At 73.1% G+C, this 21519-nt stretch carries 20 protein-coding genes; 15 read left to right on the forward strand and 5 right to left on the reverse strand.

Annotated elements, in window-relative coordinates; translation table 11 throughout:
* The first annotated feature begins 33 nt into the window (after nucleotides 1-33).
* Both ABT324_RS08095 and ABT324_RS08100 read left to right on the forward strand, forming a co-directional pair.
* The gene (locus tag ABT324_RS08095) at nucleotides 34-618 is read left to right on the forward strand and encodes a TetR/AcrR family transcriptional regulator (protein WP_351173565.1); all 585 of its coding nucleotides are present in this window, start codon (nucleotides 34-36) and stop codon (nucleotides 616-618) included.
* The gene (locus tag ABT324_RS08100; protein WP_351173568.1) at nucleotides 618-1454 is read left to right on the forward strand and encodes an MBL fold metallo-hydrolase; all 837 of its coding nucleotides are present in this window, start codon (nucleotides 618-620) and stop codon (nucleotides 1452-1454) included. The genes ABT324_RS08095 and ABT324_RS08100 overlap by 1 nt, the downstream gene beginning before the upstream one ends.
* On the opposite strand, the gene scpC is transcribed toward ABT324_RS08100, so the two are convergent.
* The 4 genes from scpC to ABT324_RS08120 all read right to left on the reverse strand — a co-directional run bounded on the left by scpC (nucleotide 1421) and on the right by ABT324_RS08120 (nucleotide 6747).
* Nucleotides 1421-2935, reverse strand: a complete 1515-nt coding sequence (scpC, locus tag ABT324_RS08105) for a succinyl-CoA:acetate CoA-transferase ScpC (RefSeq protein WP_351173572.1) — start codon at nucleotides 2933-2935, stop codon at nucleotides 1421-1423. The two genes, ABT324_RS08100 and scpC, sit on opposite strands and share 34 nt — an antisense overlap.
* 293 nt (nucleotides 2936-3228) lie before the next feature.
* Nucleotides 3229-3999 (reverse strand): IclR family transcriptional regulator domain-containing protein, encoded by a 771-nt coding sequence (locus ABT324_RS08110; RefSeq protein ID WP_351173575.1) that lies wholly within the window; start codon nucleotides 3997-3999, stop codon nucleotides 3229-3231.
* Nucleotides 4000-4018: 19 nt separating this feature from the next.
* The gene (locus ABT324_RS08115) at nucleotides 4019-4936 is read right to left on the reverse strand and encodes a 5'-3' exonuclease (protein WP_351173703.1); all 918 of its coding nucleotides are present in this window, start codon (nucleotides 4934-4936) and stop codon (nucleotides 4019-4021) included.
* 164 nt (nucleotides 4937-5100) lie between these two features.
* On the reverse strand, nucleotides 5101-6747 hold the full coding sequence (locus ABT324_RS08120; RefSeq protein ID WP_351173578.1) for a phosphoenolpyruvate--protein phosphotransferase: 1647 nt from the start codon (nucleotides 6745-6747) through the stop codon (nucleotides 5101-5103).
* 111 nt (nucleotides 6748-6858) lie between these two features.
* Here ABT324_RS08120 and ABT324_RS08125 point away from each other — a divergent pair, with 111 nt between their 5' ends.
* The 10 genes from ABT324_RS08125 (at nucleotide 6859) to ABT324_RS08170 (ending at nucleotide 15298) form a co-directional block, all read left to right on the forward strand.
* Complete coding sequence (locus tag ABT324_RS08125) at nucleotides 6859-7620, forward strand: DeoR/GlpR family DNA-binding transcription regulator (RefSeq protein WP_351173581.1); 762 nt, start codon at nucleotides 6859-6861, stop codon at nucleotides 7618-7620.
* Entirely contained in the window at nucleotides 7617-8561 is a 945-nt protein-coding gene (gene pfkB, locus ABT324_RS08130; RefSeq protein WP_351173583.1) for a 1-phosphofructokinase, read from the forward strand. The genes ABT324_RS08125 and pfkB overlap by 4 nt, the downstream gene beginning before the upstream one ends.
* Entirely contained in the window at nucleotides 8558-9010 is a 453-nt protein-coding gene (locus ABT324_RS08135; RefSeq protein WP_351173586.1) for a PTS sugar transporter subunit IIA, read from the forward strand. Before pfkB ends, ABT324_RS08135 begins: the two co-directional genes overlap by 4 nt.
* A complete protein-coding gene (locus ABT324_RS08140) occupies nucleotides 9007-10461 on the forward strand; it encodes a PTS fructose transporter subunit IIC (RefSeq protein ID WP_351173589.1) in 1455 nt (484 codons plus the stop codon). The genes ABT324_RS08135 and ABT324_RS08140 overlap by 4 nt, the downstream gene beginning before the upstream one ends.
* Nucleotides 10462-10484: 23 nt before the next feature.
* Nucleotides 10485-10760 (forward strand): HPr family phosphocarrier protein, encoded by a 276-nt coding sequence (locus ABT324_RS08145; protein ID WP_351173591.1) that lies wholly within the window; start codon nucleotides 10485-10487, stop codon nucleotides 10758-10760.
* 75 nt (nucleotides 10761-10835) lie between these two features.
* A complete protein-coding gene (locus ABT324_RS08150) occupies nucleotides 10836-12368 on the forward strand; it encodes a glycoside hydrolase family 32 protein (protein ID WP_351173594.1) in 1533 nt (510 codons plus the stop codon).
* A 68-nt stretch (nucleotides 12369-12436) separates the two neighbouring features.
* Nucleotides 12437-12967, forward strand: a complete 531-nt coding sequence (locus ABT324_RS08155) for an ArsR/SmtB family transcription factor (protein WP_351173597.1) — start codon at nucleotides 12437-12439, stop codon at nucleotides 12965-12967.
* Nucleotides 12964-13566 (forward strand): MFS transporter, encoded by a 603-nt coding sequence (locus ABT324_RS08160; RefSeq protein ID WP_351173600.1) that lies wholly within the window; start codon nucleotides 12964-12966, stop codon nucleotides 13564-13566. Before ABT324_RS08155 ends, ABT324_RS08160 begins: the two co-directional genes overlap by 4 nt.
* Before the next feature lie 122 nt (nucleotides 13567-13688).
* Entirely contained in the window at nucleotides 13689-14831 is a 1143-nt protein-coding gene (locus tag ABT324_RS08165) for a M24 family metallopeptidase (RefSeq protein ID WP_351173602.1), read from the forward strand.
* Nucleotides 14832-14857: 26 nt separating this feature from the next.
* Nucleotides 14858-15298, forward strand: coding sequence for an Lrp/AsnC family transcriptional regulator (locus ABT324_RS08170; protein WP_093155725.1), 441 nt, complete (start codon nucleotides 14858-14860; stop codon nucleotides 15296-15298).
* 251 nt (nucleotides 15299-15549) lie between these two features.
* On the opposite strand, the gene ABT324_RS08175 is transcribed toward ABT324_RS08170, so the two are convergent.
* Nucleotides 15550-16596 carry a GDSL-type esterase/lipase family protein gene (locus tag ABT324_RS08175; protein ID WP_351173605.1) on the reverse strand — a complete coding sequence of 349 codons (1047 nt, stop codon included), beginning with the start codon at nucleotides 16594-16596 and terminating at the stop codon, nucleotides 15550-15552.
* Between the two features lie 153 nt (nucleotides 16597-16749).
* Between ABT324_RS08175 and ABT324_RS08180 the strand changes: the two genes are divergently transcribed.
* The 3 genes from ABT324_RS08180 (at nucleotide 16750) to hrpB (ending at nucleotide 21493) form a co-directional block, all read left to right on the forward strand.
* Entirely contained in the window at nucleotides 16750-17307 is a 558-nt protein-coding gene (locus tag ABT324_RS08180) for an FxsA family protein (RefSeq protein WP_351173608.1), read from the forward strand.
* Between the two features lie 123 nt (nucleotides 17308-17430).
* The gene (locus ABT324_RS08185; protein WP_351173611.1) at nucleotides 17431-19050 is read left to right on the forward strand and encodes an amidohydrolase; all 1620 of its coding nucleotides are present in this window, start codon (nucleotides 17431-17433) and stop codon (nucleotides 19048-19050) included.
* A 31-nt stretch (nucleotides 19051-19081) separates the two neighbouring features.
* Nucleotides 19082-21493, forward strand: coding sequence for an ATP-dependent helicase HrpB (hrpB, locus tag ABT324_RS08190; RefSeq protein ID WP_351173614.1), 2412 nt, complete (start codon nucleotides 19082-19084; stop codon nucleotides 21491-21493).
* Nucleotides 21494-21519: the final 26 nt, after the last annotated feature.

The following is a 21519-nucleotide window of genomic DNA, read 5'->3' on the forward strand; positions in this document are numbered from 1 at the left end:
AAAATATGTAGACCGACTGTCATATTCTTCGTTGTGAAGAAGGGCGCGCGCACGCGGCAGCAGGTGCTGGAGACCGCGATGGAGCTGTTCAACCAGCAGGGTTACCACGGCACCGGGGTCAACCAGGTGCTCGCGGAGGCCTCGGCCCCGCGGGGGTCGCTGTACTTCCACTTCCCCGGCGGCAAGCAGCAGCTCGCCGCCGAGGCGGTCACCGCGTCCGGGCGGCAGGTGGGGGAGTTGCTGGCGCTGCTGGCGGACCGGGTCGAGCCGCGCGAGGCGATCGCGGCGATCGTGGGGTACTTCGAGCAGGCGCTGGTCGAGTCGGACTTCCGCCGCGGTTGCCCGGTGGCCACGGTCGCGCTGGAGGCCAGCGCGGAGAGCCCGGAGGTGCGGTCCGCGTGCGGAGCGGCCTACGGGCTGTGGCAGGAGCAGCTGGCCGAAGGCCTCCGGGGCTGGGGGATCCCGGCGGCCCGGGCCGATGAGCTCGCAGTCGTCGCCTTGTCGCTCATCGAAGGCGCGCTGCTGCTGTGCAAGGTGCAGCACGACGTCACGCCGCTGCGCACGGCCGGAGGACAACTGACCGCGCTGGTGGAAGCCGCGCGGACGGAGGCGAGCTGATGCGGATCCACCACCTCAACTGCGGGACGCTGCGGCCGTTCGGCAGTCGGCTGATCAACGAGGCGGGCAGCCGGTTCGGCGCCGCGCGCATGGTCTGCCACTGCCTGCTCGTGGAGACCGAGCAGGGGCTGGTGCTCATCGACACCGGCATGGGCGTCCCGGACGTCACCACGCACGCGGAGCTCATGAAGCGGCGGCTGCGGCTGGGGCGCCCGGTGCTCGACATCGCCGAAACCGCGGTGTCCCAGGTGGAGCGCCTCGGGTACCGGGCGCAGGACGTGCGGCACATCGTGCCGACCCACCTGGACCTCGACCACGCGGGCGGGCTGCCGGACTTCCCGCACGCCGAGGTGCACGTCCACGACGTCGAGTACCAGGCGATGCGCCGCGACGTGGCGCAGGACCGGTACCTGCACCACCAGTTCCGGCACGGTCCGAAGTGGAGGGTGCACGGCAGCGCCGACGGGGAGCGGTGGTTCGGCTTCGAAGCGGTGCGCGACCTGCCCGGCCTGCCGCCGGACATCCTGCTGGTGCCGCTGCCCGGCCACACCCGCGGCCACACCGGGGTCGCGGTGCGGCAGCCCAGCGGGAAGTGGCTGCTCAACGCCAGGGACTCGTACTTCTACCACGGCGAGGTGGCCCCGGACCGGCACTGCACACCGGGGTTGCGCTTCTTCCAGAACCTAGTGCAGGTCGACGGCGCGCTGCGGCGGCGCACCCAGGAGCGCCTGCACGACCTGCTCACCGCCCACCGCGACCAGATCGAGGTCTTCTGCGCGCACGACGCGGCGGAACTGGACCGCTACGCGGGCAGCATCGAGCCCTCCTCGACGTAGCGCTGGTGCCAGGACAACGCCTCGCCCAGCAGGTGCGGGGTGTGCAGGCCGAACGACGACTGGAGTGCTCGGTCGTAGTAGTCCTGCAGCGCGGGCCGGAAGTCGGGGTGGGCGCAGTGCGCGATGATCCGCTCGGCCCGCTTCCTGGGTGACAGGCCGCGCAGGTCTGCCAGGCCCTGCTCGGTGGCGATGACGTCCACGTCGTGCTCGGTGTGGTCGACGTGCGAGACCATCGGCACGATCGCCGAGATCGCGCCGCCCTTGGCGACCGAGGGTGTGACGAAGATCGACACGTGCGCGTTGCGCGCGAAGTCGCCCGAGCCGCCGATGCCGTTCTGGATCCGGCTGCCCATCAGGTGCGTCGAGTTGATGTTGCCGTAGATGTCGGCTTCCACGACGCCGTTCATCGCCAGGCAGCCGAGCCGCCGCACCACCTCGGGGTGGTTGCTGATCTCCTGCGGGCGCAGCAGGATCCGGTCCCGGTACGCGGCGGCATCGCGGTTGAACCGGTCGACCGCGGCGGGGCTGAGCGAGAACGCCGTCGCGGAGGCCGTCCGCAGCTTCCCCGACTCGATCAGCTGCAGCATGCCGTCCTGGATCACCTCGGTGTAGGCGGTCATCCCGTCGAACGGCCCGGCGTCGAGACCGGCCAGGACGGCGTTGGCGACGTTGCCCACCCCGGACTGCAGCGGCAGCAGCTCGCGCGGCAACCGCCCGGCGCGCACCTCGACGGCCAGGAAGTCCAGCACGTGCCCGGCGATCCGTTCGGATGTCCCGTCCGGGGGAGTGAAAACCGTGTTGCGGTCGGGGGATTCGGTCTCCACGACCGCGATCACCTTCTCCGGCGGGCATTCCAGGAACGGCGTGCCGATCCGGTCGGCCGGGCCGGTGATCGGGATGGGCACGCGCCGGGGTGGCAGCGCGGTGCCGTAGTAGATGTCGTGCATGCCCGCCAGGTGCTCGCTCTGCCACGAGTTGACCTCGAGGATCACCCGGTCGGCCCGCTCCAGCCAGGTCTTGTTGTTGCCCACCGAGGAGGACGGGACCAGGCGGCCGTCCTCGGTGATGCCGCTGACCTCCACGACGGCGACGTCGAGCTCGCCGAAGGCGCCCTGCCACACGCGCTGCGCCACGTGCGAGAGGTGGATGTCGGTGTAGTCCATCAGACCGCTGTTGATCTTCTCCCGGGTGACCGGGTCGGACTGGTAGGGCAGCCGCAGGTCGATGCCCTCCACGTCGGACAACGCCCCGTCCAGCTCCGGCGCGGTGGAGGCGCCGGTCCACAGGCCGAACTTCATCGGCAGGCCCCGCGCGTGCGCCTCGGCGACCCGCTTGGCCAGCGCGCCCGGCACCTCCTTGGGGTACCCGGCGCCGGTGAACCCGCTCATGCCGATGTTGGCGCCCGGTTCGATCAGCTCGACGGCTTCCGCGGCCTCGACGACCTTCGCCGCGAACCGCCGATCCCGAATCCTGCCGGTCATCTCCACCCGCCTTCCGCTGGAACCGCGGCCCCGCCTCGATCTCGCAGATCAGGGGGCCATGTGTGACGGGGATCGTAGGTGCGCACCCGCGCGGGAATGGGTGTGATGCACGGCACGGCGTGGTCCGGGAGCGCCCGGCGGGCCGGTTCCGCGAGCGTCACGAATGTGTGTTGACGAGGTGGAACGTGGGTAGTGCGGGTGGGTCCGGTCGGCGGCGGCGACGAGCTGCGGTGGATCGTGGCCCGTTCGCTCGGCGACACCCGCGGTCGCTGGGCGAACTGCTCCGAGCTGGTTCAGCCCTGGTGGCCACCGGGTTTCAGCCGCAGGTCGGCCTCGATCCGGGACGCGGTCGCCAGCAGCAGCGGGACGACCTCCCGCCGCGCTCTGACCTCGGGGTCGTGCGCGTCCAGCGAGACGTTGACCGCGGCGGCGACCTTGCCGTCCGCGTCGCGGACCGGCGCGGCAACACCGCGCAAACCTTCCTCCAGCTCGCTGTCGGAGATCGCGAAGCCCTGCCGGCGGATCTCGGCGAGGTCGGCGAGCAGGGCCTCGCGGGTGGTGGCGGTGCGCGGGGTGAGCGGCTTCAGCTCCATCGCCCGCAGCCGTACGTCCAGCAGCTCCGGAGGCATGGCGGCCAGCAGCACCTTGCCCATCGAGGTGGCGTGCGCCGGGAACCGGGTGCCGACCGGGATCGTGACCGACAGCAGCTTCGGGCTGGGCACCTGCGCCACGTAGCAGATCTCGGCGCCGTCCAGCACGGCCAGCGCGGTCATCTCGCGTAGCTCCCGGGTGAGCCGCCGCAGGTGCGGTTCGGCGATCTGCGGCAGCGACCGGCTCGACAGGTACGCGTGCCCGAACTCCAGTACCTGGGGGGTCAGCGCGAAGTGCCGCCCGTCCTGCCACACGTAGCCGAGGTGGACCAGGGAGAGCAGGATCCGCCGGGCCCCGGCCCGGTCCAACCCGCTGGCCTGGGCGACCTCGGTCAGCGTCAACTCCGGCTGCCCCGGGGCGAACGCCCGCAGCACGGCCAGCGTCCGCTCCACCGAGCGCAGGACCTCCGCCATCTCGCCTCCGTGGAGCGGCTCAGCGTTCGAGCGCGGTGAGGAGGCGGTCGATGCTGGCGCCCAGGCCCCAGGTCCGCTGCAGCTCGCGCAGCCGGTCGACGTCCACATCGGACTTCGGCACCGGGTCCGGGCGGTCGACGACCACCGGCGCGTCCCGCACCACGCGCACCACCGACGGTGCCGCGGCGAGGTAGTCCGCGGCCTCGGCTAGCTTGCCGCGCACCCGCGGGGTCAGGCCGGTGGCGCCGCTCTCGGCCGCCGCCAGCAACGCTTCCAGCGACCCGAACTGGGTGATCAGCTTCGCGGCCGTCTTCTCCCCGATGCCCGACACGCCCGGCAGGCCGTCCGACGGGTCGCCGCGCAGCACCGCCATGTCGGCGTAGTCGTCCCCGGCCCGGTCCGGGGAGAGCGCGTACTTCTCGGCCAGCTCGGTGGGACCGAAGTCCTGCGCCTTGGCCAACCCCGCGCCGATGTAGATCACCCGAACCGGGGTGGGCTCGGCGCGCACCAGCTGGAACAGGTCGCGGTCACCGGTGACGACCTCCACCGGACCCCGGTCCTCCCGCGCGGCCAGCGCACCGATGACGTCGTCGGCCTCGAAGCCCTCGGCCTCCGCCGTGGCCACCCCCGCCGCGTCGAGCACCTCGAGGATGACCGGCACCTGCGGGGACAGCGCATCCGGAACCTCCTCGGCGTCCGGGTCCTCCTCGGCCACCCGGTGCGCCTTGTAGGACGGCAGCGCATCGACCCGGAACTGCGGACGCCAGTCGTTGTCCAGGCAAGCAACCAGGCGAGCCGGGCGCCGGTCGGTGATCAGCTTGGCGAGCATGTCGCAGAAACCCCGCACGGAGTTCACCGGCGTCCCATCCGGCGCGGTCAGCGAATCAGGCAGGGCGTAGAACGAGCGGAACCACAACCCAGCCGAGTCGACGAGCATCAGAGGACCAGTCACCACCCCAGCTTGTCACGCCCCGCCGACACCCAACGCCGGGCCTCGCCGGCACGCCGGAGGGGAAAACGCCGGACGCGGGGTGTCGGCCGTGGGAGGGGCGGTGGGGTTCCGCCTTCGGTCGGTCGCCGTGGACGTGCCGCCGTTGGGGGTTAGAGGTGGTCTGCTGCTTGGCGGGCTTCGGTGGGGGTTCTTGCTTCCAGTGCTGCTTGGGCTGCTTCCTGCCAGGTTTGGAGGGGGTGTTTGGCCAGGGTTGCTCCTACCGTTGGGAGTGCCTTTGGGTTCATTGAGAGGCTTGTGGCTCCTAGGCCTGTGAGGACTCCTGCCAGGTGGGGGTCTGCTGCTGCTTCTCCGCAGATTCCCACCGGTTTGGCCTTTTCCAGGCCTGCTCGTGCTAGGTGGGCGATCAGGCGTAGGAGGGCTGGTTGCCACGGGTTGTTAAGGGTGGCCAGGGCGCCGGTCATGCGGTCTGCTGCGAAGGTGTACTGGGCTAGGTCGTTGGTGCCGATGCTGACGAAGTCGACCTCGTCGAGGAGGGCTTCCGCCGTCAGTGCCGCTGCTGGGGTTTCCACCATCACCCCGACTCGTTCGAGGCCTGCGGCGCGGGCTCGTTCGGCGAACCAGGTTGCTTCCTGCGCGGTTGCGACCATCGGGGCCATGACCGAGACCTCCGCGCCGGTCTGCGCTGCGGCAGCGGCGATCGCGGTGAGCTGGCGGTCGAGCAGGTCTGGGCGGTCGAAGGCCACGCGGAGGCCGCGCACTCCCAGCGCCGGGTTCGGTTCTTCGCCGATCGCCAGGAACGGCAGCGGCTTGTCCGCTCCGGCGTCGAGCGTGCGCACCACCACCGGTTTGCCGGCGAAGGGTTCCAGCACCGCCGCGTAGGCGTTTCGCTGGGTCTCGATGTCAGGTTCTGCTGCCGCGTCCAGGAAGCAGAACTCCGTGCGGAACAGGCCCGATCCTTCCGCGTGCGCGGCGATCCCGGCTTGGGCGTCGGCGGCTGAGCCGATGTTGGCCAGCAGCTTGACCCGGTGCCCGTCCGCGGTGGTGCCGACGCCGTTCCACTCCGCCCGGTCGTGGGTCGCCGCCACCGGCTCCACGGTGCGGTCGAGCAGTTCCACGGTTCCTGCCGCGCCGTCGACCCGCGCTCCGGCAGCGTTGGTCGCGAGCACGCCGCGCGCGGCCACCACCGCCGGAATTCCCAGCGAGCGCGCCAAGATCGCGGTGTGGCTGGTCGGGCCGCCCTCCTCGGTCACCAGGGCCAGCACCAGCCGCGGGTCCAGCTCCGCCGTGTCCGCCGGGGCCAGGTCGCGGGCCACCAGCACGCTCGGGCCGGTCAGCTCCGGGACTCCGGGTGGTTCGGTCGCGGTCAGTTCGGCGACCAAGCGGTCCCGCACGTCGAGCACGTCGCGCGCCCGCTCGGCCAGGTAGCCGCCGGTGGCGGCCAGCAGCTCGGCGAACTCCCCGGCCGCTTCGAAGACCGCACGCGGCGCGGGCAGCCCCTGCTCGGTGACGGCTTGCTCGGCCTTGCCGAGCAGTGACGGGTCGGTGGCCATCGTCGCGGTCATCGTCAGCACCTCGCGCGCCGCGCCGTCGGCGGTTCCGGCGCGCGCGAGCAGGCGCTGCGACACGGCCTCGGCGGCGGGGCGGATGCGGGCGGCTTCGGCCGCCGGGTCGGTCGGTGCCGGACCGGGCAGCGGATCGGGCAACCGGTCATGAACCCACACCACCGGGCCAGCCGCCCGGCCAGGGCTGACGCCGACGCCGTGGTGCGTGTTCGGGGGCAAGGTGCTGGTGGTCATGCGCGCTCCTCGTCGTGGGCCGAAGTTCTCCCGGCGTTCCCAGAGGCTTGACAATATGGCAACACAGGGCACAATCAGGCAACACCAAACAGCAACCGGAGGACAACGGGCATGTACGGGGCGGAGCGCCAACAGCTGCTGGCGCAGCGGGCACGACGCGACGGGCGCATCGACGTCACCGCCGCGGCGGCCGAGTTCGAGGTCGCACCCGAGACGATCCGCCGCGACCTGGCCGCGCTCGAACGCCAAGGCCTGGTGCGGCGCGTCTACGGCGGTGCGATCCCGGTCGAGCGGCTGGACTTCGAACCCGGCGTCTCGCTGCGCGACCAGACCAACGCCGCGCAGAAGGAGCGCATCGCGCGCGCCGCGCTGGAGCTGGTGCCCAGCCGGGGCACGGTGCTGCTCGACGCGGGCACCACCACCTCGCGGCTGGCCGGTCTGCTGCCCGCCGACCGCGAGCTGACCGTGGTGAGCAACTCGCTGACGGTGGCCACCCAGCTGGCCACCCGCAACAACTACAACGTGCACATCCTCGGTGGCCGGATCCGCGGCACCACGCTGGCGACGGTGGAATCCTGGGCGCTGGACGTGCTGCGCGGGCTCACCGTCGACATCGGTTTCTTCGGCACCAACGGGTTCTCCGCGGTGCGCGGCTGCACCACCCCGGACCCGGCCGAGTCGGCGGTCAAGGCGGCGATGGTGGCGGCCAGCCGCAAGCGCGTCCTGCTGGCCGATCACAGCAAGTACGGCGACGACCAGTTCAGCCGGTTCGCCGAGCTCGCCGAGATCGACGTGGTGGTCACCGACGACGGTCTCGACGAGGCGGCGCTCGACGAGCTCGAGCAGGTCGACGCGGAAGTGGTGCTGGCGTGATCGTGACCGTGACCCCCAACCCCAGCCTGGACCGCACCGTGCAGGTCGAGCGGCTGCAGCCGGGTGCCGTGCACCGCACCGTGCGCACCCGGCTGGACCCCGGCGGCAAGGGCGTCAACGTCGCCCGGGCGCTGGCCGCGGCGGACGTGCCGACCCTGGCCGTGCTGCCCTCCGGTGGCGCCGACGGTGCGCGCCTGGCCGAGCTGCTCGCCCCGGAGGCGGTGCCGGTGGTGGAGGTGCCGGTGCAGGCACCGACCCGCAGCAACATCGCGGTGGTCGAAGCTGACGGCACCACCAGCAAGTTCAACGAGCCCGGGCCGGAGCTCACCGCCGCCGAGATCGCCGCGCTGGAGCGGGCGGTCGGCGAGCTGGCTGGCCGCGCCGAGTGGCTGGTGACCTGCGGCAGCCTGCCCGCCGGGTGCCCGGACGACCTGCACGCCCGCATCGCCACCGCGGCCCGCCGCGCCGGGGCGAAGGTGGCCGTCGACAGCTCCGGCGAACCCCTGGAACTGGCCTGCGCGGCAGCGCCGGACCTGGTCAAACCGAACCTCGCCGAACTCGCGGAGCTGGCCGGGACCCCGCTGCGCGACCTCGGTGACGTGCTGGAGGTCGCGGACCGGCTGCGCGCCGGTGGCGTCGGTGCCGTGCTGGTCAGCCTCGGGCAGCTGGGCGCGGTGCTGGTCGCGGAGTCCGGCACCTGGCACGCCACCAGCGAGGTGCCCGCGGTGCTGAGCACCGTCGGCGCAGGTGATGCAATGCTCGCCGGCTTCCTGCGGGCGGGCGGTAGCGGCCCCGACGCGTTGCGCGTCGCGGTCGCCTACGGCGGGGCGGCGGTCGGCTTGGCCGGCAGCCGGATGCCCGCACCGGACAAGGTCCACCCGCAGCGGGTGCGGGTGGGCGCAGTGGACAACTCAGCAAGCCTCAGCGGAGTGGCGGCATGACTACCGAACTGATCACCCCCGAACTCGTCGACCTGGACTTGGCGGGCACCGACCGCGCGACCGTGGTGCGCGGCCTGGCCGAGCGGCTGGCCGCCGCCGGGCGGGTCACCGACGTCGAGCAGTTCCTGGCCGACATCGAAGCCCGCGAGCAGCAGATGCCCACCGGCCTGGAGGGCGGCATCGGCATCCCGCACTGCCGCTCCACCGCGGTGACCGCGCCGACGCTGGCCTTCGGCCGCAGCGCGACCGGCATCGACTTCGGTGCCGAGGACGGCCCGGCCGACCTCATCTTCCTGATCGCCGCCCCGGAAGGCGGCGGCTCCGACCACATGAAGGTGCTCGCCGCGCTGGCCCGCCGCCTGGTGCGCGCGGAGTTCAAGCAGGACCTCCGCGACGCCACCGACCCGGCGCAGCTGGCCGAGTACGTGCGCGGGGAGGTCGCGCCATGAGGTACGTGGCCGTCACCGCCTGCCCGACGGGCATCGCGCACACCTACATGGCGGCCGAGGCCCTGGAGCAGGCCGCCAAGGACGCCGGGCACGAGGTGCTGGTGGAGACCCAGGGGTCGGCCGGGTCCACCCCGCTGTCCACTGCGGACATCCAGGCCGCCGACGCGGTGATCCTGGCCGCCGACGTGGGCGTGCGCGACCGGGACCGCTTCGCGGGCAAGCCGGTGGTGGAGGCCTCCGTCAAGCAGGCGATCAACGACGCCGCTGGGCTCCTGCAGCGCGCCGCCGACGCCGCCGAGCAGCAGCCCGCGCCCGAACCCGCTGCGGCGGAACCGGAGCTCGGCAGCAAGGTCGCGGCCGGGGCGGGGTTCGGCACCCGGCTGCGGCAGTGGTTGATGACCGGGGTCAGCTACATGATCCCGTTCGTGGCCGCGGGCGGTCTGCTGATCGCGCTGAGCTTCGCGCTCGGCGGCTACCAGATCACCGAGGCACCGCCGGTCACCGAGCACTTCAACGCGGCGAGCCTGGTCAGCTGGGCGGCGCTGTGCAACCAGGTCGGTTCCGCCGCCTTCGAGTTCCTGGTGCCGGTGCTGGCCGGGTTCATCGCCTTCGCCATCGCCGACCGGCCCGCGATCGCGCCCGGTTTCGTCGGCGGCGCGATCGCGGTGACCGTCGGCGCGGGCTTCCTCGGCGGGCTGATCGCCGGTCTGCTGGCCGGTGGGGTGCTGTTCGCGCTGAAGAAGGTCGAGGTGCCGCGCGGCATCGCCGGGATCATGCCGGTGGTGGTGCTGCCGCTGCTGGGCACGCTCCTCGTCGGGGTGCTGATGTTCCTGGTCATCGGCAAGCCGATCGCGCTGGTCATGGCCGCGCTGACCGGGTGGCTGACCGGGTTGTCGGGGGCCAACGCGGCGCTGCTGGGCGGGCTGCTCGGCGCGATGATCGCCTTCGACATGGGCGGGCCGATCAACAAGGTCGCCTACACCTTCGCCGTCGGTGGGCTGAGCATCGCCACCACGGCCTCGCTGGAGATCATGGCCGCGGTGATGGCCGCCGGGATGGTGCCGCCGCTGGCCCTTGCGCTGGCGTCGGCGGTGCGCGGCAAGCTGTTCACCCCGGCGGAGCGGGCCAGCGGTCGCACCGCCTGGCTGCTCGGCGCCTCGTTCATCACCGAGGGCGCGATCCCGTTCGCCGCGAGCGATCCGCTGCGGGTGATCCCGTCCATCGTGCTCGGCTCGGCCACCACCGGGGCGCTGTCGGTGACCTTCGGCGCGACGCTGCGCGCACCGCACGGCGGCGCCTTCGTCCTGCCGCTGGTGGGCAACGCGCTGCCGTACCTGGGCGCGATCGCCGCCGGGGTCGTGGTCGCCGCGATCGCGGTGCTGTTCGCCAAGCAGATCGGCCGCCGCCCCGAACCCGACACCGCACCCGAGAAGACCGCCGTCCCGGCCTGACCCCGCTCGAAAGGAACGACGAGATGCAACGACGAGTCCGCATCGCCGCTTCGGTCGGCCTCCACGCCCGCCCGGCCGCCCTGCTCGCCCAAGCCGCCGCCGCGCAAGAGCACCCGGTCACCATCGCCAAGGTCGTGGACGGCGAAGCCGGTGCCCCGGTCGAGGCGGCCAGCGTCCTGGGCCTGATGTCCCTGGGCGCCCAGCACGGCGAGGAGGTCGAGCTCTGCGGCCCCGACGAGGCGGCCCTGGCCGAACTCGCCGCCCTCCTGGAGCAGGACCTGGACAAGACCCCCGCCTGACGGCCACCAGCCGCCCCGCCTCGCCGCGGGGCGGCTGCCCACGACGGTCCATGCAACGGAGCAGGAGGAGCGCCAGTGAGCACACCAGATGACCGTCACCACTCGTTACCGCGCCGCCGTTTCCTCGCCGCCTCCGGCGCGGTGCTCGGCCTCGGCGCACTGCACGCCCTCACCGGTACCGCCGCCTCGGCGGCCGAGACGCCGCAGTGGCGTCCGGGGGTGCGATTCGCACCCGCCCGCAACTGGATCAACGACCCCAACGGGCTGGTGCACTTCCAGGGTGAATACCACCTGTTCTTCCAGCACAACCCGGATGGCGATCAGTGGGGCAACATGTCCTGGGGCCACGCGGTGAGCCCCGACCTGGTGCGCTGGCAGGAGCTGCCGGTGGCCCTGGAACCCGACGAGCTCGGCGAGATCTACTCCGGCAGCGCGGTGGTGGACCACCACGACACTAGCGGGTTCTTCGGTGGGCAGCCGGGATTGGTGGCGATCTACACCAGCGCGGGAGACACCCAGCAGCAGTGCCTCGCGCACAGCAGCGACCGTGGGCGCACCTGGACCAAGTACGAGGGCAACCCGGTGATCCCGAACCCCGGGGTCCAGGACTTCCGCGACCCCAAGGTGTTCTGGCACGCACCGACCGGCCGCTGGGTGCTGCTGCTGGCCGTTGGGGACCGCATCCACGTCCACGGTTCGCCGAACCTGCGCGACTGGGAGCTGCTCAGCGAGTTCGGCGCCGGGCACGGTTCGCACGGCGGGGTGTGGGAGTGCCCGGACCTCTTCGAGCTCCCGGTCGACGGCGATCCCGGGCGCACGAAGTGGGTGTTGATCGTGAGCATCAACCCGGGCGGACCGGCCGGGGGCTCGGCGACGCAGTACTTCCTCGGTGACTTCGACGGCACCACCTTCATCAGCGACGGCGCGCCGGACGAGATCCGCTGGGTGGACCGCGGTGCGGACTTCTACGCGCCCCAGTCGTTCTCGGACGTCCCGGACGGGCGCCGCCTGTGGCTGGGCTGGATGAGCAACTGGGATTACGCGGAGGAGATCCCCACCGATCCGTGGCGGGGTTCGATGACCACACCGAGGCAGCTCGGCCTCACCGACACCGGCGACGGGGTGCGGCTGGTGCAGCAACCGGTCGACGAACTCGCCGCGGTGCGGTCGAACCGGCGTGCCTGGCGCGGGGTGATCGGCACTGGGCGGAGCCCGGAGTTCTCCGGGACCTCGCTCGAGGTCCTCGCGACCTTTCAGCCGGGTGCGGCCCGGTCGTTCGGCGTGGACGTCTTCGCTGGTGGCGGTCACCGCACCCGGATCGGCTACGACGTCGCGGCGCAGGAGCTGTTCGTCGACCGCACCGGGTCCGGCACCGCGCTCATCAGCCCGGCGTTCCCGGCCCGCCACGCCACGCCGCTGGCGCCCACCGGCGACCGCCTGCCGCTGCGCATCATCGCGGACCGTTCCGGGGTGGAGGTGTTCGCCGCGGGCGGCCGGGCGGTGCTGACCGACCTGGTGTTCCCGGACCGGGGCAGCGACCGGGTGCACCTGTTCGCCGACGGCGGCAACGCCGCGGTCGAGGTGGAGGTCTTCGACCTGACCCCGTGAGGTCGCTCCGCCTAGAACCCTTTGCGAAGAGTACTTGGCGGTCGTACTGTGTCCGCCTGGACCGGGAGTTGGACGCCAAGAGCCTGCGCGGGTTGGCGCACCCGCTGCGGGTGCAGTTGCTGGGCCTGCTGCGCAGTGACGGGCCCGCGACGGCGACGCAGCTGGCCGCGCGGGTGGGAGAGAGCAGCGGGACGACGAGCTGGCACCTGCGGCAGCTCGCCGAGCACGGGTTCGTCGAGGAGGACGCCAAGCGCGGCAACCGCCGCGAACGCTGGTGGCGCGCCGTGCACGAGCACACCGTGGTCTCCTTCGGAGACTTCGGCCCGGAGGAGCAGGGGCCGCTCGCGTCGTACCTGTACGAGGTTGCCAGCGCGCACTATCGGCAGAGCACGGCGTTCCTGGCCGAGCGGCATCAGTGGTCCGCGGAGTGGACCGGGGCGGCGTCCCTGTCGGACACCTCGCTCTCGCTCCGCTCCGACGAGCTCGGCGAACTGACCCGGCGGCTGCACGAACTGCTCGCCGAGTACCGTCGTCCGGCCGAGGACGGCGACGAGCAGGTCGTCGTGCAGTTCCAGGCCTTTCCGCGCTCGAAGCCGTGAGGGCGGTCGTCCTGCTGTGGCTGTCGACCGGGGTGTCGGCATTCGCGACGGCGATCGCGCTGCTGGCCGTGCCGTGGTTCGTGCTAGCGCTGACCGGCAGCGCGACGCTGGTGGGAGCCGTCGCCGCCGTCGAGATGGCCGGGCTGGTGGCGGTGGCCGCGGTGGGCGGCCCGCTGGTGGACCGGCTCGGCGCGCGCCGCACCGCCACCGGATCGGACCTCGCCGCCGCTGCGGTGCTCGGCGTGATCCCCTTGCTGCACAACACCTCCGGCCTGGCGATGTGGCAGCTGTTCGTGCTCGCCGCGCTGCTCGGCGCCAGCCGGGCGCCGGGGCGGACCGCGCGGCGGGTGGTGGCCCTCGACCTGTTCGAGCGGGCGGGGATGCCCGTGGAGCGCGGCTCCGGTGGGCTCGACGCCGCCAACCGCTCCGCGCAGGTGCTGGGCGCTCCGCTGGGCGCGCTCGTCGGTGGTGCGCTGGTCGACGGCTTCGGCCTGGCGGCCGCGCTCTGGTCGGCAGGTGCCGGCTACGCACTGATTACGTTGACGATGGTGCTCCTGCCGGTGTGGCGCGGCCTCGACCGGGCCGCTGCGGTGGGCTGACCCGCGATTCCCACAAGACTCGGACATTCGACTTGCATTGAGGTCGCATCACGCCGATCCCAGTGCGCACGGTCGGACCGTCTGGGCGGCGGGGCTTCGGTCCGGGATTAGGCTGGGGAGCTATGGCCACCGACTCTTTCAAGCAGGACCCGTCCGTGCTCGCCGCTCGCCTGACCCGGGCGGCTGACACCGCAGCCGCGGCAGACCTCGACGCGCTGCTGATCACGCCCGGTTCCGACCTGCGCTACCTCCTGGGTGCCGGTGGGGAGTCGCACGAGCGGCTCACCTGCCTGGTGCTGCCAGCCGACGGCAAGCCCGCGCTGGTGCTGCCGAAGCTGGAGGAGCTCGGCTTCGCCGACATCCCGCTGGCCGAGCTCGGCATCGAGGCCGTCACCTGGGTCGACGGCCAGGACCCGCACGCCATCGTCGCCGACCTGGCCGGGCGCGGTGGGAAGCCGAAGCGGCTGGCCGTGGCCGACGCGATGCCCGCGCTGCACGTCCTGCCGCTGCGCGGCGCGCTGCCCGACGCCGAGCAGGTGCTCGCCACCCGCGTGCTGCGGGAGCTGCGGATGCGCAAGGATGCCGCCGAGATCGAGGCGCTGCGCAAGGCCGGGGCCGCCATCGACCGGGTGCACGGCCGGATGGCCGAGTTCCTCAAGCCGGGTCGCACCGAGGCCGAGGTCGGTGCCGACCTCACCGCCGCGATCCTCGAGGAGGGTCACACCGAGGCCGCGTTCGTCATCGTCGGTTCCGGTCCCAACGGTGCCAGCCCGCACCACGACGTCTCGGACCGGGTGATCGAGCGCGGTGACGTGGTCGTGGTCGACATCGGTGGCCCGATCCCGGAGGGCTACAACTCCGACTGCACCCGCACCTACGCGGTCGGTGAGCCCGCGCAGGCCGACGTCCGCGAGACCTACGCCGTGCTGGAGGCCGCGCAGCGCGCCGCGGTGCAGGCCGTGCGGCCGGGCGTGACCGCCGAGTCCATCGACGCCGCCGCCCGCGAACCGATCGCCGCCGCCGGGTTCGGCGAGTTCTTCGTGCACCGCACCGGGCACGGCATCGGGCTCGACGTGCACGAGGAGCCCTACGTCGTCGGCGGCAACGCGATCGAGCTGGAGGCGGGCATGGCCTTCAGCATCGAGCCGGGCATCTACCAGCCGGGCCGCTGGGGCGCGCGGATCGAGGACATCGTCATCGTCACCGAGGACGGGGTGGAGAGCGTGAACAACCAGCCGCACGAGTTGGTGGTGCTGCCGGCGTGAGCGACCGAACCGCATCTCCGGCCGTGCTGGAGGCAACCGACCGGGCCATCCTGCGCGAGCTGGCCCGCGACGGCCGGTGCAGCTTCACCGACCTGGCCGAACGCGTCGGGTTGAGCGTGTCCGCGGTGCACCAGCGGGTGCGGCGGCTGGAGCAGCGCGGTGCGCTGCAGGGCTACACGGCCAAAGTGGACGGTGACCAGATCGGGTTGCCGCTGACCGCGTTCATCTCGCTGACCCCGATCGACCCGGCGGCCCCGGACGACTACCCGCAGCGCCTGGAGCACCTGCCGCAGATCGAGTCGTGCTACTCGGTGGCCGGAGACGAGTCCTACATCCTGCAGGTCCGGGTGGCCTCCCCGCTGGGTCTGGAGGAGCTGCTCCGCCAGATCCGCGAGGCGGCGAAGGTCTCGACCCGCACGACGGTGGTCCTGTCCACCCCGTTCGAGAACCGCCCACCGGCGATCTGACCGGGATCCGCCGACGGGCACCGGCATGTCGTGCCCCGGCAGCCCGGCCAGGGCGGAGCGACTGGTCCCGGTCCCCGCGCGGACTGTTGTGGTGGTCGGATGCGGCTGGGAACGTCGCCCGAACCGCAGTTTCAATTGAAACTGCGGTTCGGCGTGCCTGGGGATCGCAGTTTCAATTGAAACTGCGGGGTCTCCGCACCCCGCCGAGCCTTCGCGTCCGAGGGCGCCTCAGGGATCCGGGGAGGTTGGGGTCAGGGGTTGGCGTGGAGGGCGGCGGCGTGCTCCGGGACCGGGTGCAGGTTGCCCTGGGCGTCCGGCAAGCAGGCCGCCGTCGGCTCCTCGGTGCTGAGGAACTCGCTCAGGCAGCGGCCCAGCTGGCGGTGGCCCGCGGCGTTGGCGTGGTAGGACTCCTGCATCGCGTGCGCGGCGCGCCGTTCGTCCTGCAGGCTCGGCCAGTCCACCGAGAGGCGGGTGAACCACTCGCCCTCGCCCGTCCGCGGGTTCCCGGTGCACGCCTCGTGGCCCACGCCCGCGCGCGAGAGGTCGAGGAAGCGGGCTCCCGCCTGCTGGGCGACCTCGTGCAAGCCCCTGGACAGCTGGGGGACCCCGGTGTCCCGGATCCACTCCAGGTCGCTGGTCAGGAACGGGCAGCCGGACAGGTTCTGCACCTCCGGGCGGATGCCGGGGCCCACCGGGGAGGCGTAGGACTGCACCACCAGCGAGTAGCTGCTCGGGGTGTACCCGGCGCTGTCCATGGCGGCCCGGACGTCCTCCAGCGCGCTGCGGACCTTCGGCTGCATCCGCTCGACGCGCTTGGGCCAGTCGGTGCGCAGCGGCCCGGCGCACCCCTCCTCGGCGCGGCGCACCCACGCCTCCACGCACTGGTTGACCACGTCGGTGAAGCCCACGTCGTCGTTCGCGCCGACCTGCACCACGATGTCGGTGACGCGGTAGCGCTTGGCCAGCTCGGCCAGCTGCGCGGACTGCGAGCCCTCCGGGTGGCCGGGTTCCGGGGCGGCGCCGACGATCTCGGCACCCGCGCCCGAGCAGGCCAGGTTGATGCGGGTCACCTCGGGCGGCAGCCGGAGCTGGTTGATCGGGGCCGCGGCGGAGCGGTGGCACCAGTTGCCGCGCTCGCCGTTGGTGCCCGCCAGGTAGTCGCCACCACCTTCGCCGGACAGCGTGCTGTCGCCCATGGTGACCACCGCGGACGGGAGCTGCTTGGGCTGCAGCGGCAGCCCGGGCAGGTACTGGTCGCTGATCAGCAGCGCGAGCGCCAGCACCCCGCTGACGGCCACGAAGAGGAGTGTTTTCGTTCTGTGCGCCCGCATCGGGAGGAATTCTATGGGGCGCGTGGGGAAGGATCTCCATCACCTCTGCCCGGTGCGGGAGCATTTGTCGGGTCTGGTTCGTTGTACCCGGTGACTGCAGTCGACAGGAGGGCCTCCGCCGTGCCGATCTTCGTTGTGCTCCTGCTAGCCGTGGTGGCCGAGATCGCCGTGCTGGTCGGGCTCGGCCAGGCGATCGGGGTGCTGCCCACCCTCGGTCTGCTGGTGGCCGGGGCGGTGCTGGGCTCCTGGCTGCTGCGCCGCGAGGGGCGCCGCACGATGCAGGAGTTCCGGGAGGCCGCTCGGCTGCGCCGGTCGCCGGACCGGGAGGTCTCCGACGGCGTGCTCATCGCCGCCGCGGGTTTCCTGATCATCGTGCCGGGTCTGCTCAGCGACGTCGCGGGCTTGCTGTTGCTGCTCCCGCCGGTGCGGGCGGTGCTGCGCAAGCGGATGCTGCGCGCCGCGGAGCGGCGGTCGCAGGAGGTGCACGACCAGGTGTGGCTGCACACCCAGCGGGCGTACCGCGAGCGCGGTGCTGCCGCGCCGGGCAGCGACGTGATCGACGGCGAGGTGGTGTCGGTCACCGAGGACGACGTGCGCGCTCCCGGCGACGGGCCGCGGCTGCTGCCGCCGCAGCGGTCTGCGCAGGCAGGACGGTCCGACGAGCAGCCGCGGGACTGATCGGGGCGACGGTCCGTCGGAGGGCTGCGCGGAGGCGGGTAAGCTCGCCCGAACCAGCCCATCCCGCCGGCGCCGCGCGCCGGTCAGCACCGCGAAAACCCGAGACGGGGAAGCACGAAGGACATGTCCGAGACCACGTTGCTGCTCGGCGGACGAATCCACTCGCCCGTCGACGCCGCCGCCACGGCGATGGCCGTGACCGATGGCACCATCTCCTGGCTCGGCTCCGACGAGGTCGGCCGCGCGCTGCACCCCGATGCCGAGGTCGTGGACCTGGAAGGGGCGTTCGTCGCGCCGGCGTTCGTCGACGCGCACGTGCACGCGACCTCCACCGGCCTGCTGCTCAACGGACTGGACCTGACCGGCTGCGCCTCGCTGACCGAGTTCCTGCACGCGCTGCGCGACCACGTCGCCGAGTACCCGGGCGCGCTGGTGTGGGGGCATGGCTGGGACGAGACCTGGTGGCCGGAGCGCCGCCCGCCCACGCGCGAGGAGATCGACCGGGCCGCCGCCGGTGCGCCGGTGTACCTGTCCCGGATCGACGTGCACTCCGCGCTGGTGTCCACCGCGCTGGTGGAGCGCGCGCAGCTGGCGCGGGGCGCGGAGGGCTGGAGCGACTCCGGCCCGCTGACCCGCGTGGCGCACCACCACGTGCGCCGGGCCGCGCGGGAGAGCCTCGGCTCCGGGCAGCGCAAGGAGGCCCAGGCGGCGTTCCTGCGGCACGCGGCGGCGCAGGGCGTGGCCTGCGTGCACGAGTGCGGTGGGCCGGACATCTCCGGGGCCGACGACCTGGCCGACCTGCTGGCGATCTCGGCGCAGGGCGGGGTTCCCGAGGTCATCGGCTACTGGGGCGAGCTCGGCGCGGTGGACCGCGCGGCGGAGCTGGGGGTCCGCGGCCTGGCCGGTGACCTCTTCGTCGACGGTGCGGTCGGCTCGCGCACCGCGGCGCTGCGCGAGCCCTACGTCGACGACCCGAGCACCTCCGGGGTGCTCTATCTCGACGCCAACGCGGTGGCCGAGCACCTGATCGCCTGCACCCGGGCCGGTTTGCAGGCCGGGTTCCACGTTATCGGCGACGCCGGGGTGGCCGAGGTCTGCGCGGGTTTCCGCAAGGCGGCCGAGGTGGTCGGCGTCCCCGCGCTGGCGAGCCTGCGCCACCGGCTGGAGCACCTGGAGATGGTGGACGAGCGGCAGGCCGCCGAGCTGGGCAGCTACGGCGTGGTGGCGTCGGTGCAGCCCGCGTTCGACGCGGCCTGGGGTGGTTCCGCCGCGATGTACGCGCGGCGTCTCGGCGTGCCGCGCGGCACGCTGCTCAACCCGTTCTCGAAGCTGGCCGCCAGTGGCGCGCTGCTCGCGTTCGGCTCGGACGCCCCGGTGACCCCGGTGGACCCGTGGCGCGCCGTGCAGGCCGCTGTGCACCACCACACTGACGGTTTCGGCGTCTCGCCGCGCGCCGCGTTCACCGCGCACACGCGCGGGGGTTGGCGCGCAGCGGGCGTCGACGACGGTGTGACCGGAACCCTCGTGCCCGGTGCGCCCGCGACCTACGCGGTGTGGGACGCCGGGGAGCTCGTGGTGGCGGCGCCGGACTCGCGGGTGCAGCGCTGGTCGACCGACCCGCGCTCGGGGGTGCCGCCGCTGCCGGACCTCTCGCCGCAGGCGCCGATGCCGCGCTGCCTGCGCACCGTCCTGCGCGGCGAGACGATCTACACCCGGGTCCCCGAGGACGACGAGATCGTCTGACCGCTCCGTCCACGGGGTACGAGGAGCTGTGATGGAGCGGGGGCTTCCCGCGCTGCCGGTGCGGGCGGTGCTCGACGACGTCACCGGGGCGCTGGCCGAGCGCGGTACCGCGGTGCTGGTCGCCCCGCCCGGCACGGGGAAGACGACACTGGTCCCGCTCGCGCTGGCCGAGCAGGGCCTGCGGGTCGTGGTCGCCGAACCCCGCCGGTTGGCCGCGCGCGCCGCAGCGGAGCGCATGGCCGCGCTGATCGGCGAGGACGTGGGCCAGCGCGTGGGCTACTCGGTGCGCGGTGATCGCCGCCGGAGCAGGCGCACGGTGGTCGAGGTGGTCACCTCGGGCCTGTTGGTGCGGCGCCTGCAGGGCGATCCGGAGCTGCCCGGTGTCGACGTGGTGGTGTTAGACGAGTGCCACGAGCGCCACTTGGACGGCGACCTGCTGCTTTCGCTGCTGCTGGACGCGCGCGACGGGCTGCGTCCGGACCTCCGGCTGCTGGCGACTTCGGCGACCGTTGCCGCCGGGCGGGTGGCCGAACTCCTCGGGGATGCCCCGGTGCTGGAGGCGCACGTGCGGACGCACCCGGTGCGCACCGCGCACGTGCCGCCGCACCGCGGTGAGCGGATCGAGGCGTGTGTGGCACGTGCGGTGCGCACGGCGCTCGCGGAGCAGGACGGCGATGTGCTGGCCTTCCTGCCCGGAGCCGCCGAGATCCGGCGGGTGGCCGGACAGCTCGCGGAGTCCGATGTGGACGTCCTCCCGCTGCACGGGAGGCTGCCCCGCGCGAGGCAGGACTCGGCGCTGCGGGAGAGCGACCGGCGCCGGGTGGTGCTGGCGACGGCGGTCGCCGAGTCGAGCCTGACGGTGCCGGGTGTGCGGGCGGTGGTCGACTCCGGGCTGGCCCGGGTGTCGAGGGTGGACAACCGGCGCGGGCTGTCCGGCCTGGCCACGGTGCGGGTGTCGGCGGCGGTCGCCGACCAGCGCGCCGGTCGTGCCGGGCGGCAGGGGCCGGGCGTGGTCTACCGCTGCTGGCCGGAGCACGAGCACAGTACGCTCCCGGCCTACCCGGAACCGGAGATCCGCACCGCGGAGCTGACCCGGCTGGCGCTGGAGCTGGCGTGCTGGGGCACCCCGGACGGCGCGGCGCTGGAGTGGTGGGACGAGCCGCCGACCGGTGCGCTCGCCGCCGGGCGTGAAGTTCTGCGCGGCCTCGGGGCGCTGGACGAGTCCGGGGCGGTGACCGACCGGGGCCGCCGGATGGCCGAGCTCGGCCTGCACCCGCGGCTCGCCCGAGCGCTGCTCGACGGGGCCGAGCGGGCGGGCACCGAGATCGCGGCCGAGGTGGTCGCGCTGCTGGACAACGACGCGCTGACCAGCGAGGTCGACGTGAACACCGCGCTGGCTGGGCTGCGGCGCGGTGGACCGGGCAGCGACCGGTGGCGCAGCGAGGTCCGCAGGCTGCGGTCGTTGGTGCCTGCGCACCCCGGCAACGGCGACGCGCCACTGGTCGTCGCCCTCGCGCAGCCGGAGCGCTTGGCGCGGCGCCGCGACGTGGAGTACCCGGTGTACCTGATGGCGTCCGGGACCGCGGTGCAGCTGCCGCCGAACGCGAGCGTGCGCGGTTCGGAGTGGCTCGCCGTCGCGGTCGCCGACCGATCGCCCGGCAGCGCCCACGGCACGATCCGACTGGCCGCTCCGGCGGACGAGGAGCTGGCCCGAGCCGCCGCGCCCGCCCTGGTCGGTACCGCCGACGAGATCGGCTGGGTGGACGGTGACGTGCGCGCGGTCCGCGTCGAACGGCTCGGCGCGATCACCTTGGCGCAGCGACCGATCCGCGATCCCGCCCCGGCCGAGGTGCGCCGCGCGCTGCTGGACGGCCTGCGTGCGGAAGGCCTGGAACTGCTGAACTGGAGCGACGACGCCCGGCGGCTGCGCCAACGCCTCGGCTTCCTGCACCACGCGCTCGGCGACCCCTGGCCAGCCACCGACGACGAGTCCCTGCTGTCCCAGGTGGACAGTTGGTTGGAGCCCGAACTCAGCAGTGCCCGCCGTCGAGCGGACCTGCGGCGGATCCCGGCGGGTAGTGCCCTGCGCCGCCTGCTTCCTTGGTCGGTGGCCGGAAGACTGGACGAGCTGGCCCCGGACCGCGTCGAAGTGCCCTCCGGATCCCGGATCAGGGTCGACTACACCGACCAGCCGGTCCTGCCGGTCAAGCTGCAGGAGGTCTTCGGCTGGACCGAAGCGCCGCGCATCGCCGGGGGCGAGGTGCCGCTCGTGCTGCACCTGCTGTCCCCGGCGGGCCGCCCCGCGGCGGTCACCGCGGACCTGAACTCCTTCTGGCGCAACGGGTACCACCAGGTCCGGGCCGAACTCCGCGGCCGCTACCCCAAGCACCCCTGGCCGGAGGACCCCACCACCGCCACCCCCACCCGCCGGACCAAGCGCTGACCCGGTTCCGGCGCGACTTCCATGGG

The sequence above is a fragment of the Saccharopolyspora sp. NPDC000359 genome, assembly GCF_040300525.1.
Lineage (GTDB): Bacteria > Actinomycetota > Actinomycetes > Mycobacteriales > Pseudonocardiaceae > Saccharopolyspora.